This is a genomic window from Tenacibaculum sp. 47A_GOM-205m (genome assembly GCF_000518405.1).
In the GTDB taxonomy this organism is placed as follows: Bacteria; Bacteroidota; Bacteroidia; order Flavobacteriales; family Flavobacteriaceae; genus Polaribacter; species Polaribacter lutimaris.
Window position 1 is genome coordinate 167,846 of sequence record NZ_JADN01000008.1, and the last position, 14,950, is coordinate 182,795.

A 14,950-nucleotide genomic window follows, 5' to 3' on the forward strand; every position below is an offset into this window, starting at 1 on the left:
CGATAGATTGCTCTTTTTTTATACAAAAAAGTTATCTTTATCGTTACATAATTATTATGAAGTACACAGCATTTATATTTTTAGTAACATTCTTTTCTTTTAATGTTTTTTCCCAAAGAGATTCTCTTAATGTAGGGGATAAATATTTGGAAGACCAGTTGTATATTGATATAACCTACAACTTGCTTCAAAATCAACCGAAAGAGCTAGGAAAGACAGGTTTTTCATATGGTTTAACTCTAGGTTATATGAGAGATATACCAATTAGTAAAAATGGAAGGACTGCTTTTGCAATTGGCTTAGGATATAGTTATGATTCCTTTGATCATGACCTTAAGGTTATAGATGATAATGGTGATTATGAAATAGACCCTAATCTAAGTTCAAATAAAATAAAACTTCATAATATAGAAATACCCATTCAATTTCGATGGCGTTCTTCAGATGTTAATACTTATTCTTTTTGGAGATTATATGCAGGAGTTAAAGTTACGTATAACATAAGTAATGAATTTCGATACAAAATAATAGATCAAAGTTTTAGCTTTTCAGATGTTGAAAACTATAATAAATGGCAAACAGGATTAGCTTTATCAGCCGGTTATGGTACTTTTAATTTTCACGTGTATTACAGTTTGTCACCCATGTTTAAAAATGCAACACTTAATGGAGAGTCTATTAATAGTAGAATAGTTAAAGTAGGATTAAGTTTTTATCTTCTATAAAATAAAATAAGCTAAAAAGGGGCTAAATAAGCCAATAAAAAAACCTATATATACTTCTTTAACTGTGTGAGCTCTTAATTGTAATCTAGAGCTTGCTAATAGTCCTGAAAGTAATATTAATGAAATTATTACGGGAAGTATATAAATACCCTGCAATTGTTGAAATAATAAAAAGTATCCAATGGCAATTCCCATAGATAACAAATGTAGGCTACCTTTTATTTTAAATGGAAAAAGCATATAAATTAAACCTAGTCCAAAAACAGTTCCGTAGAATAAATAACTTAGGTCTTTAACGATACTCATATTTGCGAATAATTTCCCTAAGAACATAAACAAGGTCATCATTAAAAACACAGGAAGCTTTCGTTCATTTATAGTATGTACTCTGAATGACTTTATGTATCCTATTGACCTAAGAAATACAAGTAAAAGTAATGGAATTAGATAAGTAGCAATAATTACGACAGATAAAACTGTTAACTGTTGCTGTTTATTTAGTGTTATTGGTGAAAATATAAAATACAAAAGAATGCCTATAGTAGGCATTACAATTGGATGCAAAATAGTTGATATGAATTTATACCAACGCATTAAATTTCTTTACGTAAACGAGCAACAGGAATGTCTAATTGCTCTCGATATTTAGCTACAGTTCTTCTTGCAATAGGATATCCTTTCTCTTTTAAAATTTTAGAAAGCTTTTCGTCTGTTAAAGGTTTGCGTTTATCTTCTTCACTTATAACAGTTTCTAATATCTTTTTAATTTCTTTGGTAGAAACATCTTCTCCTTGATCGTTTTTCATAGATTCAGAGAAAAAATCCTTAATCAGTTTTGTTCCGTACGGAGTAGATACATATTTGCTACTAGCTACACGAGAAACCGTAGATACGTCCATGTTAATTTCATCAGCAATATCTTTTAAAATCATTGGTTTTAACTTACGCTCATCTCCTGTTAAAAAATATTCTTCTTGACGGTGCATAATAGCATTCATAGTTACTAAAAGCGTTTGTTGACGCTGTTTAATGGCATCAATAAACCACTTCGCAGCATCTAATTTTTGTTTGATAAATAGCACAGCATCTTTTTGCGATTTAGTTTTCTCCTTAGAGTCTTGATAGCCCTTTAACATGTTGTTATACTCTCTAGAAACATGTAATTCAGGAGCATTACGTGAGTTCAAGGTTAAATCTAAATTCCCGTCAATAATTCTGATTGAAAAATCAGGAACTATTTGCTCAGCAATTTTGTTATTACCAGCATAAGAACTTCCTGGTTTAGGATTCAATCTGCTTATTTCATTAATAACATCTTTAAGTTGCTCTTCAGAAATGTTATACTTCTCTAGTAATTTTTGATAGTGCTTTTTAACGAAATGATCGAAAGATTCTTCTAAAATCCGAATTGCCAAAGCTCTGCTTTCTGTTTCAGTTTTCGACTTTAACTGAATAATCAAACATTCTTTTAAGTCTAAAGCACCAACACCGGTGGGATCAAGTTTTTGAACAACATTCACTAAAACATCCTTAACTTTTTCTTCCGTAGTAAAAATGTTTTGAGTAAAAGCTAAATCATCAACTAAATCGATAATGTCTCTACGAATGTAACCGCTATCGTCTATACTTCCTACTAAAAACTCAGCAATAGCACGTTCATCGTCATCAATTCTAAAAGTATTTAATTGATTGTTTAACGATTGATGAAAACTGGTTCCTGCTGCATAAGGCACTTGTTTTTCATCATCATCGGAAGAATAGTTATTCGTTTGAGTTTTATAACTAGGATATTCGTCGTCGCTTAAATATTCATCAATATTAATATCATCAGTATCAATCTTTTCATTGCCCGAATCATCATAATCAATATCGTTGGCTAAAGTATCTTCAAAATTCTCTGGTTCATCTTTACCTGTATCTAAAGCAGGATTTTCTTCAATTTCTTGTTTCAAACGTTCTTCAAAAGCCTGTGTAGGCAATTGAATTAACTTCATCAACTGAATTTGTTGAGGAGATAATTTTTGAAGTAATTTTTGATGTAAACTTTGTTTTAGCATATATACAAAGATATGAAATAGGACAAAAAAAATCGCCATCCGCTGAGGAATGACGATTGATATTTATAAGTTTTATGATTTTTTTAAAATTCAGCGTTTTGTGGTGTTCTTGGGAAAGGTATAACGTCACGAATATTACCCATACCAGTAGTAAATAATACCAAACGCTCAAAACCTAAACCAAAACCAGAGTGAACTGCAGTTCCGAATTTACGAGTGTCTAAATACCACCATAATTCTTCTTCAGGAATGTTTAATGCAGCCATTTTTTCTTGTAAAACTTCTAAACGCTCTTCTCTTTGAGATCCTCCTACCATTTCACCAATTCCAGGGAATAATACATCCATTGCACGAACTGTTTTTCCATCTTCATTTAAACGCATGTAGAAGGCTTTAATGTTTGCAGGATAATCAAATAAAATCACTGGACATTTAAAGTGTTTTTCTACTAAGTAACGCTCGTGTTCTGATTGTAAATCAACACCCCATTCGTTCACAGGGAATTGGAATTTCTTCTTTTTATTTGGTTTAGAATTACGTAAAATTTCAATAGCCTCAGTATAGCTTACACGTTTAAAGTTGTTGTCAACTACAAATCGTAATTTTTCGATTAAGCCCATTTCACTACGTTCTGCTTGAGGTTTCTTTTTCTCCTCTTGCGCTAAACGATTATCTAAAAAGGCTAAGTCGTCTTGACAGTTATCTAAAACGTATTGTAATACATATTTAATAAAGTCTTCAGATAAGTCCATGTTTGCATCTAAATCGTTAAATGCAACCTCTGGTTCAATCATCCAAAATTCTGCTAAGTGACGCGTAGTATTTGAGTTTTCAGCTCTAAAAGTTGGTCCAAAAGTATATACCTTACCTAATGCCATAGCATAGGTTTCAGCTTCTAATTGTCCAGAAACGGTTAAGTTGGTTTCTTTTCCAAAAAAATCTTTGGTATAATCAACTTTTCCTTCTTCGTTTAAAGGAGCTTTATTTGCTTCAAAATTGGTAACCTTAAACATTTCACCAGCACCTTCAGCATCAGAACCTGTAATAATTGGTGTGTTTACGTAATAAAAACCTTCTTTTTGAAAGTATTGATGTACTGCAAATGATAATGCAGAGCGTAAACGCATTACAGCGCTAAATGTATTCGTTCTTACACGTAAATGCGCATTTTCACGTAAGAACTCAAAACTATGTTGCTTTGGCTGAATAGGGTATTCATCAGGATTAGAATCTCCTAAAATTTCTAAATCAGTTACTTGAATTTCTACGGTTTGCCCTTTACCTTGACTTTCAGTTAAAGTACCATGGATACTAACAGCAGCCCCTGTATTTATTCTTTTTAATAAAGTTTCGTCAGCATTTTCAAAATCTACAACACACTGAATATTATTAATAGTAGAACCATCATTTAGCGCAATAAAACGATTGCTTCTAAAAGTTCTTACCCATCCTTTTACGTGTACTTCTTGTAAAATCTTGTCAGATTGTAATAATTCTTTAATGCTACTTCTTTTCATCTGTTTTAAATATGATAATTTGTTGATGTGTCAACAATGAAATTTAACTATATCACTGTGTTTTTTATAATAACCTACGTCATCGACGTTTAAGTCTTCAATAAAATCAAGCAAAGATACTTTTTTGCTATTAATTGAGCAATGAAGACAAGGTAAGAATATGCTAGATGTTTATTTATCTTCGTCTTTAGGAGGTAGAATTTTAAACTTAGTTTCTTTTAAAACTTTCTTGTTTGCTATCTTCTTTTCAAATGAAAGAAGAAGAGAAGGTAACAATAATAAGTTAGAAACCATTGCTAATAATAATGTTACCGATACTAATCCACCCAATGCTATTGTTCCTCCAAAACTAGAAACGGTAAACACCAAGAATCCGAAGAAAAGTACAATAGAAGTATAAAACATACTTACGCCTGTTTCACGTAAGGCAGAATATACTGCGGGTTTAATTTTCCAATTATTACTTAATAGTTCTTGTCGATATTTTGCTAAGAAGTGAATTGTATCATCTACTGAAATACCAAAAGCAATACTAAATACTAAAATGGTTGATGGTTTTATAGGAATATCTAAGAAGCCCATTAAACCACCAGTGATTAATAAAGGAAGCATGTTAGGTATTAATGAAATTAATATCATTTGTGGCGAACGGAACATCCACGCCATAAAAATTGAGATTAGCACAATAGCTAATGATAAAGAAATAACTAAGTTTTTAATTAAATAGTTCGTTCCTTTTAAGAAAACTAAAGCCTTACCTGTTAGTGATACGTTGAAGTTTTCACTAGGAAATTGTTTGTTTATTACTGCTTGTAAACGCTCTTGAATAACATCCATTTTATCTGTACCGATGTCTTTCATAAAAGTAGTGATACGAGCATAGCGACCAGTACTATCTACAAAATTCTTTAACATTCCAGAGTTGCTGTCAGAATTTTTTGTGTAGGCAAAAATGTAACTTTTTTCTTGACTTGTAGGTAATTGATAGTATTTTGGATTACCATTATAGTAAGCCTGTTTAGAATATTTTACCAAGTTGGTTACCGATATTGGCTTAGAAAGCTCAGGGAAAGTTTCAATAGCTTCATTTAGCTCTTCCATCTTTTTCAAGGTAGAAAGTTTCATTACACCTTTTTCTCTCTTGGTGTCAATCAAAATTTCTAACGGCATGATTCCTCCAAACTCTGATTCGAAAAACTTAATGTCTTTATAGAATTGTTTTCCTTTAGGCATGTCTTCAATCAAACTACCAGATACACGTATCATATACAGTCCAATCATACTGAAGATAATAATAGAAACCGTGGTAATATAAATGGCAATACGTTGTTTCCTTACCATGTTCTCCATCCAGTTTACTACATTTTCCATCCATTTTTTCTCTAAATGATTTAAATGTTTCTGTTCTGGAAGAGGCATAAAGCTGTAAATAATCGGAATGATTAATAAAGCTAAAATGAAAATACTGATGATATTTATTGAAGCTAAAATTCCAAATTCTCGCATCAATTGACTCTTTACAAAAATAAACGTAGCAAAACCAGATGCAGTGGTAATGTTAGTCATTAAAGTTGCATTTCCAACTTTAGAAATAACTCGTTGCAATGACTTTGCTTGATTACCGTGTTTTTTTACTTCTTGTTGATATTTATTAATAAGGAATACCGCATTAGGTACACCAATAACTATAATTAGCGGTGGAATTAAAGCTGATAATACTGTAATTTCATATCCTAAAAGACCGATAAAGCCAAAAGCCCAAATAACACCAATACCAACAACTAATAATGTGATAAATGTTGCTCTAAATGAACGGAAAAAAAAGAAGAAAATAATAGCAGTAATAAGTAAAGCACCTATTACAAAAATTTCCATTTCATCTGTAATGTTCTGAGAGTTTAAGGTTCTTATATATGGCATTCCTGAAATACGAACATCTACACTATGTTTCTTTTCGAAAGATTCAACAGTTGGAATTAAAACATCCATCACAAAATCTTTACGAACAGGGGTGTTAACAATATCTTTATTTAGGTATATAGCGGTTTGTAAAACACCTTTGTCGTTGTAAAGTAAATTGTTATAGAATGGAAGCTTCTCAAAAAGCTGTTTTTTTATTTCAGTAACTTCTTCGTTGGTTTTTGGTGCTTTATCAAATAAAGGTTCAATAACAAATTTACGCTGTTTTCTGTCTGCCTTTAATTGTTGAACATCTGCTACAGATACTGTAAAATCTACCTGAGGCAAACTGTCTAAATCTTTTACAAGTTTATTCCAAGCATTGAATTTTTCAGGAGTGAAAATTGTAGAATCTTTTACCCCAAGAATTACTAGGTTACCTTCTTCGCCAAAAATCTCTAAGAATTTATTATACTCGATGTTAGCTTCGTGATCAGTAGGAAGTAAATTAGCTTCTGTATAAGAGAAGCGCATGTATTTTGTTTGGGTGACTAAGAACCCTGTGATAATTGCAATAGTAAGTAAAACTAAGTAACGATTTCGCAATATGAATCCTGCGATTTTAGTCCAAAAAGTCATCCAAAAAAAATTTTAGCAAATTTATGCTAAATGAACTAATTAAACGAAAAAAGGGCGTTTTAAAACGCCCTTTTTTCTATTATTTTCAAAAAGAAATTAAACGGTCATAATTTCTTTTTCTTTAACTACAAATTTCTCGTCAATTTCTTTTATAAAATTGTCAGTTAAATTTTGGATATCAGCTTCAGCATTTTTTTTCATGTCGTCAGAAACGTCTAATTTTTTGATGTCGTTATTCGCATCTTTACGTGCATTACGAACTCCAACTTTGGCATGTTCAGCTTCAGCTTTAGCTTGTTTAGCTAAATCTTTACGGCGTTCTTCAGTTAATGGTGGAACGTTAATGATAATATTCTCTCCATTGTTCATTGGGTTAAAACCAAGATTAGCAAGCATAATAGCTTTTTCTATTTCTTGTAACATATTTTTTTCCCAAGGTTGAATCGAAATTGTTCTAGCGTCAGGTGTATTTACGTTTGCAACTTGTCCTAATGGGGTTGCAGAACCATAATAATCTACCTGTACATTTGCTAACATGGCTGGAGATGCTTTACCAGCTCTAATACTGCGTAATTCTTTTACTAAATGTTCAATAGCACCATTCATTGCCTCTTTGGCCGAATCTAAAATAAAATCAATTTCTTCAGTCATTTTGTTCGTATTTAAAACCTCAAATAGGTTGAGGGTAATTTTTCAGTTTATTCGTTATCAACTATTGTTCCAATATTTTCACCAGAAATTAACTTTAATAAGTTTCCTTTGGTGTTCATATCGAAAACAATAATAGGTAATTTGTTTTCTTCACTTAATGTAAAGGCTGTCATATCCATTACTTTTAAGCCTTTGTCAATAACGTCTTTAAAGGTAATGTTTTCATACTTAACTGCATCTTTATTTTTTTCAGGATCTGAAGTGTAAATACCATCTACTCTAGTTCCTTTTAAAATAGCATCAGCATTAATTTCAATAGCTCTTAAAACTGCAGCGGTATCTGTAGTAAAGTACGGATTTCCTGTTCCTCCACCAAAAATTACAACACGTCCTTTTTCTAAATGTCTGTTTGCACGACGTTTAATGTAAGGTTCTGCAATTTCTTTTATTTCGATAGCGGTTTGTAAACGGGTGTGAATACCTTCATCTTCTAAAGCACTTTGTAAGGCTAAACCATTAATACAAGTTGCTAACATACCCATGTGATCGCCTTGTACACGATCCATACCTTGGCTAGCACCAGCAACCCCTCTAAATATATTTCCACCACCAATTACTATGGCAACTTCTACACCTTTATCTACAACTTGTTTAATTTCTTGAGCGTATTCTTTAAGTCTGTTTGGGTCGATACCGTATTGGCGCTCTCCCATAAGTGCTTCACCACTTAATTTTAAAAGGATTCTTTTGTATTGCATTTGTTTTGTTGAAAGTTGTGCAAAGCTACATATTTTTTTTGAGAGTTTTATGCTGAAAATGCAAGGAGGTAACTATAGTATTACTCTTTATTGCTTAATTTTAATGACACGTGTTTTGGAAAAAGAATCATGCCAACCAACAGCATCTGATCCTAAAAAAGAAAAAAGCATTAAAAGGAATGTATCGACATAATGATCTTAATAGTATTACGTCAAATGTAGGTTTGTTACCGTTTTCATCAACAACTTTTGTTCCTGTTATAAACTTAGCAATAGATCTACCAGTTAAAGCTTCAAAAAATGAGTAGTAGAACATTCCTATGATAAACCCCCATACAAACTCTTCCAGTTTTCCTATTTGCTCAAAATATCCAGCAGAGTTAGGAGAAATAATAGTAAGGAGAAGAGTAAATATGAAGCCTAGAAAAAAGCTGATGATTAATATAAATATTCTGTCAAGAAGATAATTGGCAAAGCGTGTGCCTTGGCTAGCAATTTGATTGCTTAATTCGTTTTCACTATTTTTTGCTAAAAGTTTTTCTTTTAGCTGTGTGTTTTCGTCGAATGATTCACAAGTATCTTCAAAATCTGCAATAGAGTTTCTTAGTCCACAAATAATTCCTTTTTGACTATCAAATTTTTGATTTTTACAAATTTTACAAAATTTTAAATGTTCTTCTCTTGTCATAGCTGTTTTTTAGATGAAGTGCTAATGTATTTAAAATTGAGTTGAAAATGAATCTAAATTAGTTGTATAAAAAAACCATCCAAAAAATGGATGGTTTTCATATAAAATTATTGTTGAGAATTATCCTAAAGTAACTCTTACGAAATTTTTAACTTCAACGTCACCGTAAGAAGAAACATATTCTGCAACAGTTTTCTTTTCGTCTTTGATGAACTTTTGATCTAATAAACATTGTTCTTGATCTAAAGTTGTGTTATCAGAGATAAATCTTTCCATTTTACCAGGTAAGATTTTGTCCCAGATTTGCTCTGGTTTACCTTCAGCTTTTAATTGCTCCTTAGCTTCTTTTTCAGCTTCGGCCATAGCTTCATCAGTTAACTGTAATCTAGATACGAATTGAGGTACGTTCTTTAAAGTTTTACCTAAACGAGCTAACTCTTCGTTATCTTTAATAATTGCAGCAATTCTAGCTTCAGTTTCAGAAGCTACATAAGCAGGATCAAAATCTTTGTAAGATAAAGAAACAGCTCCCATTGAAGCAGCTTGCATAGCTAAGTCTTTAGTTAACTCAGCAGCGTTATCTACAGCAGCAGTTAAACCTACCATTGCAGCAATTTTACCAACGTGAGTATAAGCTCCTACGTATGGTGCTTCGATTTTTTCGAAAGAAGTGATATCGATTTTTTCACCGATAACTCCTGTTTGCTCGATTAATTTCTCAGCAACAGTTACTCCTCCAAAATCAGCAGCTAAGAACTCCTCTTTTGTATTGTAGTTAAAAGCGATGTCTACAAATTCTTTAGCTAACTCTTTGAAAGAATCGTTTTTAGCTACGAAATCTGTTTCACATGCTAATACGATAGCAACACCGTAAGTGTTATCATCGCTGATTTTTGTAATAGCTACACCTTCAGTAGACTCACGATCTGCTCTTTTAGCAGCGATCTTTTGTCCTTTTTTACGTAAAATTTCAATAGCTTTATCAAAGTCACCTTCTGCTTCTACTAATGCTTTTTTACAATCCATCATACCAGCTCCGGTAGTTTCTCTTAATTTTTTTACGTCTGCAGCGCTAATTTTTACTGACATTTCTATCGTTATTTTTTAATTGTAATTATTGTTGTAAGGTATAAAAATTTAAAGGCCTCAATGTAATGAAACCTTTAAATTAAAATTATTTTGCTTCTTCAGATGCAGGTGCTTCAGCTGTTTTTTCAGTTTTAGCTTTTTCTTTATCTGCTTTTCTTTCAGTTAAGCCTTCAGCAATCGCATCAGTTACATATGATAATACTTTATCAATAGATTTTGAAGCGTCATCGTTTGCAGGAATTACAAAATCAATCGGTCTTGGATCAGAGTTTGTATCAACCATTGCAAAGATTGGAATGTTTAATTTTTGTGCTTCAGCAACAGCAATGTGCTCTTTCTTCACGTCAATTACAAATAAAGCTCCTGGTAAACGAGTCATATCAGAAATTGAACCTAAGTTCTTTTCTAATTTTTCACGTTGACGGTTGATTTGTAATTTTTCTCTTTTTGATAAAGCGTCGAAAGAACCATCAGTCTTCATTCTATCAATAGAAGCCATTTTCTTTACAGCTTTACGAATAGTAACGAAGTTTGTTAACATACCACCTGGCCATCTTTCAGTAATGTAAGGCATGTTTACAGCTTTAGCTTTTTCAGCAACGATATCTTTAGCTTGCTTCTTAGTAGCAACGAATAAGATTTTACGTCCTGAGTTAGCTATTTTTTGTAACGCAGCAGAAGCCTCGTCAATTTTAGCTGAAGTTTTATACAAATCGATGATGTGAACACCATTACGCTCTGTATAGATGTATGGAGCCATGTTTGGGTTCCATTTTCTAGTTAAGTGTCCAAAGTGAACACCACTTTCTAATAATTCTTGAATGTTTGCCATTTTAATAAATGTGTTTACGTTCTGTTTTCGCAATATTTCAGTAGTTATTAAGTCTGAAATATTTAGATACTAAACTGTTAAAAATTGATTTATAAATAACAGTCTCAAAACATTTAAATACTGAAACAAGTTCAGTAAAATATTAACGTTTAGAGAACTGGAATTTCTTACGAGCTTTCTTCTGACCGAATTTCTTACGTTCAACCATTCTTGGATCACGAGTTAATAATCCTTCTGGTTTTAATACAGCTTTGTTTTCTTCGTTAATTGATACTAATGCTCTAGTAATTGCTAAACGAATAGCTTCAGCTTGACCAGTAACACCACCACCGTATACGTTTACTTTAATGTCGTAAGCCTCTAAGTTCTCAGTTAACATTAAAGGTTGTTGAACTTTGTATTGTAAAGTTGGTGTAGTGAAATAGTTTTTAAACTCTCTTTTGTTGATAGTGATGTTTCCACTTCCTTGAGAAACATAAACACGAGCAACAGCTGTTTTTCTTCTACCTATTTTGTGTACAGTTTCCATAATTATTTAAGATCGTTAAGGTTAATAGCTTTAGGTTTTTGAGCTTCTTGACCGTGCTCTGTACCTGCGTAAACATATAAATTTTTGAATAACGCGCTACCTAAACGGTTTTTAGGTAACATACCTTTTACTGCTTTTTCGATTAATCTTGTAGGATCTTTTTCGAACATTTCTGTAGCAGTTAATGATCTTTGCCCTCCTGGATAACCTGTGTGACGGATGTAAGACTTGTCAGCCCACTTGTTACCAGTTAAATTGATTTTTTCAGCGTTGATGATTACAACGTTGTCTCCACAATCTACGTGAGGAGTATAATTTGGCTTGTACTTACCTCTAATAAGCTTTGCAACTTTAGAAGCTAGACGACCCAATGTTTGCCCGTCCGCATCAACTAAAACCCACTCTTTGTTTACAGTGTTCTTGTTAGCTGATACTGTTTTGTAACTTAATGTGTTCATAATTACACGATTAGTTTTTGTTTATAATTAATAATTCTTTGTCCTTTAAAAAGGTCTGCAAATGTACAATTAATTATTTGATTGACAAATAGCGTGTTAGTTTAATTTTTTTCTTTTTTAATTTGCCAGAGTTTAACGCATAAAAAAACGTGCTTTAAGCACGTTTTTTTATAATTATGTTTTAAAAACTATTCTACTTTTTGATCTAATAAATCAAAGAATTGATTTAATCTAGGTAATATGATAATTTTTGTACGTCTGTTTTTAGCTTTATTTTCAGGAGTGTTGTTTTCTACTAAAGGAACATAGCTACTTCTACCTGCAGCAATTAATCTTTCAGGAGCTACATTGTACTTTCCTTGTAATTCACGAACAATGGCAGTAGAACGTAAAACACTTAATCCCCAGTTGTCTTTTAAAGCAGAACCAGCAGCAACAGGAGTGTTATCTGTGTGTCCTTCTACCATTACATCCATTTGTGGTTGTCCGTTAACAACTGTAGCAACTTTTTCTAATACTTTAGATGCTTTGTCGTTAATAGTGTAGCTTCCGCTTTTAAATAATAACTTGTCAGAAATTGAAATAAATACTACAGTTTTTTCAACGTTTACTTCAATGTCTTCATCATCAATACCGTCTTGTAATTCTTTTTTTAAGTGGAAAGCAACTACTAAATTAAGAGAATCTTTTTTAGAAGCTGCTTCTCTAATTTTGTTGATGTATTTATCTTTTTTGCTTAACTGAGATAATGTTTCTTTAATGTTGTCATTAGCTCCTTGAGTTAATACAGTTAGATTTTCTACTTGTTGTAATGTGTTTTCTTTGTCTTTCTTTAACTCTGTTACTCTAGATTCTAAAGAGAAAGCCTTTTCTTGACAAGTTTCTTTTTCAACCAAGCATTTAGTTAAGTTAGCTTTTACCGCTAATAATTCTTCTTTTGTTTGTTCATGTTTAGCCTTAACAGCCTCTAGTTCTTTTGTAGAAGCACACGATGCTAGTAAAAGAGCGGCACTAAGGAATAAGAATACTTTTTTCATTTTGATTCTATGTTTTAGATGTATTATTAATAATTAATAGTTGAGCAAATTTATAAAAATGAAGACACAAAAAAGAGAATTAACAATCTTTTATGAAGATTGAAAGTGCTAATTTTGTGATAAAATTTTTATCATGATTAAAAGAGTAACGCTTGTAGTAGTTTCATTATTGTTGTTTATATCTTGCAAAGAAGAAAAAAAAATAAACGAGACTAAATTACAAGGAGGTGTTTTTGGAACTACTTATCATATAACTTACATGAGCAATGAAAATTATCAAAAATCTATTGATAGTTTGTTTCATTTAGTGAATAAATCACTGTCAACGTATATGCCTACTTCTGATATTTCAAAAATAAATCAAGGAGATACTACGGTAGTGGTTGACGATATGTTTGTTGAAGTGTTTGATAAAGCAAAAAGAATTTATAAAGAAACTGATGGGTATTTTGATCCGACAATTGGAAGGTTGATTGATGCTTATGGATTTGGGTCAGGTAAGGAAAAAAAGAATCTAACTACCGAGGAAATTTCAGTCTTAATGGAACATGTGGGGTTTGATAAAGTTTCTTTAAAGGATAGAAAAGTTTATAGAGAAAGCTCAGATATAGAGTTTAATGTAAATGCATTTGCTAAAGGATATGGTGTAGATGTGGTAGGAAGATTTTTAGAATCAAAAAATATTCATGATTATTTAGTAGAAATAGGGGGTGAGATTAGAGCAAGAGGTACAAAAGATGGGAAATTATGGAAAGTGGCTATTGAAAAACCAAATGTTGACGGAACACGCTCTATTCAAAAAGTAATTGAATTGGATAATGAGTCAATGGCAACTTCTGGAAATTATAGAAAGTACAAGGTAAATGCTGAAGGGAAAAAGATAGTGCATACGGTAAATGCAAAGACAGGATTGGCAGAGGAAAGTAACTTGCTAAGTGTGTCGGTTAGATTAAAAGGAGATTGTGCTGATGTAGATGCTTATGCTACTGCTTTTTTAGCAATGGGCTTAGAGAAAACAAAAGTATTTTTAGAAGAGCATCCAGAGTTAAAGGTGGTGTTATTATATCACAATGAAGTAAATGAGTTAGCAGAGTATGCTAATTAATTTTTATAACATACAGGCAAAATTTCGCCTTTCATTAAAGCAAATCGTTCTAGTTTTTCTGGAGCGATTTTTTTTGTGTAGTCTATTTCATCAACTTTAAAACCTATAGAACGTAGTTTGTTAAAATAATCACGACCGTATACGCGAACATGGTCATACTGGCCGAATATTTTTGCACGCTCTTTTGGATCAGTAATCGAATCGTCTTCAAAAGTAATTTCTCTAGATAAATCTTGAGGAATTTGAAAAATACCAAACCCGCCAACTTTCATTACACGATACAATTCTTGCATTGCTTTCGTATCGTCAGAAATGTGTTCTAATACATGATTACAAAATACTACATCAAAAGAGTTGTCTTCAAAAGGAAGGTCGCAAATATCTGCTTTTACATCTGCTATAGGCGATTCTAAATCAGAAGTAGTATACTCTAAGTTTGTTTGTTTTCTAAAAATATCTAAAAAGCATTGCTCAGGAGCAATATGTAATACTTTTAACTTTTTATCTGAGGAGAAAAAGTTACTCTCTTGTTGTAAGAAAAGCCACATTAAACGATGCCTTTCTAGAGATAGGGTAGAGGGAGATAGTGCGTTTTCACGTTGTTTTCCGTACCCGTAAGGTAAAAATTTCTTAAATGATTTTCCATCAATAGGATCTGTGAAATTATCACCTTTTAGCCACCAAGCAATAACTGGGCGAGCCCAATAACTAGCTTTAATTAATATTGGTCTAGGTATGGTATTTAATATTGTTTTGAAAATGCTCACTTAATTATTACCAGTTAAGTATTTCTTTAATTTTTTTTGAGGTTATTAGTTTCCAAAGAAGCATTATACCAAAAATTAATTTTAAAAGGAATCCTATTAAAAACATTTCTGAGGCATATGGCCAATGCATTATTTGAAACAAAGAGATGAAAATAGAATGGATGAATAGGATTACTAAAACAATTAGTATGTGTCTTAC

General features: G+C 31.9%; 15 protein-coding genes. 2 read left to right on the top strand and 13 right to left on the bottom strand.

Annotation, left to right across the window (positions count from 1 at the left end):
• Nucleotides 1-56: 56 nt before the first annotated feature.
• Nucleotides 57-725 (top strand): porin family protein, encoded by a 669-nt coding sequence (locus tag N534_RS0109630; protein ID WP_028892289.1) that lies wholly within the window; start codon nt 57-59, stop codon nt 723-725.
• On the opposite strand, the gene N534_RS0109635 is transcribed toward N534_RS0109630, so the two are convergent.
• The 12 genes from N534_RS0109635 to N534_RS0109690 all read right to left on the bottom strand — a co-directional run bounded on the left by N534_RS0109635 (nt 720) and on the right by N534_RS0109690 (nt 12,879).
• Entirely contained in the window at nt 720-1,319 is a 600-nt protein-coding gene (locus N534_RS0109635; RefSeq protein WP_028892290.1) for a hypothetical protein, read from the bottom strand. The genes N534_RS0109630 and N534_RS0109635 overlap by 6 nt on opposite strands.
• Nucleotides 1,319-2,782 (bottom strand): RNA polymerase factor sigma-54, encoded by a 1,464-nt coding sequence (gene rpoN / locus N534_RS0109640; protein ID WP_028892291.1) that lies wholly within the window; start codon nt 2,780-2,782, stop codon nt 1,319-1,321. Before rpoN ends, N534_RS0109635 begins: the two co-directional genes overlap by 1 nt.
• Nucleotides 2,783-2,865: 83 nt before the next feature.
• Nucleotides 2,866-4,299, bottom strand: a complete 1,434-nt coding sequence (gene asnS, locus N534_RS0109645; protein ID WP_028892292.1) for an asparagine--tRNA ligase — start codon at nt 4,297-4,299, stop codon at nt 2,866-2,868.
• Between the two features lie 171 nt (nt 4,300-4,470).
• On the bottom strand, nt 4,471-6,837 hold the full coding sequence (locus N534_RS0109650; RefSeq protein WP_028892293.1) for an RND family transporter: 2,367 nt from the start codon (nt 6,835-6,837) through the stop codon (nt 4,471-4,473).
• 96 nt (nt 6,838-6,933) lie between these two features.
• Nucleotides 6,934-7,488 (bottom strand): ribosome recycling factor, encoded by a 555-nt coding sequence (gene frr / locus N534_RS0109655; protein ID WP_028892294.1) that lies wholly within the window; start codon nt 7,486-7,488, stop codon nt 6,934-6,936.
• 47 nt (nt 7,489-7,535) lie between these two features.
• Nucleotides 7,536-8,246: a UMP kinase gene (gene pyrH, locus N534_RS0109660; RefSeq protein ID WP_028892295.1), complete on the bottom strand. Its 711-nt coding sequence runs from the start codon at nt 8,244-8,246 to the stop codon at nt 7,536-7,538.
• A gap of 127 nt (nt 8,247-8,373) precedes the next feature.
• The gene (locus tag N534_RS14685) at nt 8,374-8,934 is read right to left on the bottom strand and encodes an RDD family protein (RefSeq protein ID WP_051435892.1); all 561 of its coding nucleotides are present in this window, start codon (nt 8,932-8,934) and stop codon (nt 8,374-8,376) included.
• Between the two features lie 120 nt (nt 8,935-9,054).
• Nucleotides 9,055-10,023: a translation elongation factor Ts gene (tsf, locus tag N534_RS0109670; protein ID WP_038005889.1), complete on the bottom strand. Its 969-nt coding sequence runs from the start codon at nt 10,021-10,023 to the stop codon at nt 9,055-9,057.
• An 85-nt stretch (nt 10,024-10,108) separates the two neighbouring features.
• Nucleotides 10,109-10,855 carry a 30S ribosomal protein S2 gene (rpsB, locus tag N534_RS0109675; protein WP_028892297.1) on the bottom strand — a complete coding sequence of 249 codons (747 nt, stop codon included), beginning with the start codon at nt 10,853-10,855 and terminating at the stop codon, nt 10,109-10,111.
• A gap of 142 nt (nt 10,856-10,997) precedes the next feature.
• Nucleotides 10,998-11,384 (bottom strand): 30S ribosomal protein S9, encoded by a 387-nt coding sequence (gene rpsI, locus N534_RS0109680; RefSeq protein WP_028892298.1) that lies wholly within the window; start codon nt 11,382-11,384, stop codon nt 10,998-11,000.
• A 2-nt stretch (nt 11,385-11,386) separates the two neighbouring features.
• The gene (gene rplM / locus N534_RS0109685) at nt 11,387-11,842 is read right to left on the bottom strand and encodes a 50S ribosomal protein L13 (protein WP_028892299.1); all 456 of its coding nucleotides are present in this window, start codon (nt 11,840-11,842) and stop codon (nt 11,387-11,389) included.
• Nucleotides 11,843-12,030: 188 nt separating this feature from the next.
• Nucleotides 12,031-12,879, bottom strand: coding sequence for an OmpA family protein (locus N534_RS0109690; RefSeq protein WP_028892300.1), 849 nt, complete (start codon nt 12,877-12,879; stop codon nt 12,031-12,033).
• Nucleotides 12,880-13,012: 133 nt separating this feature from the next.
• On the opposite strand from N534_RS0109690, the gene N534_RS0109695 reads away from it, so the two are divergent.
• Nucleotides 13,013-13,984 (top strand): FAD:protein FMN transferase, encoded by a 972-nt coding sequence (locus N534_RS0109695; protein ID WP_156025591.1) that lies wholly within the window; start codon nt 13,013-13,015, stop codon nt 13,982-13,984.
• Here N534_RS0109695 and N534_RS0109700 read toward each other — a convergent pair.
• The gene (locus N534_RS0109700) at nt 13,981-14,751 is read right to left on the bottom strand and encodes a class I SAM-dependent methyltransferase (RefSeq protein WP_028892302.1); all 771 of its coding nucleotides are present in this window, start codon (nt 14,749-14,751) and stop codon (nt 13,981-13,983) included. The two genes, N534_RS0109695 and N534_RS0109700, sit on opposite strands and share 4 nt — an antisense overlap.
• Between the last annotated feature and the right edge of the window lie 199 nt (nt 14,752-14,950).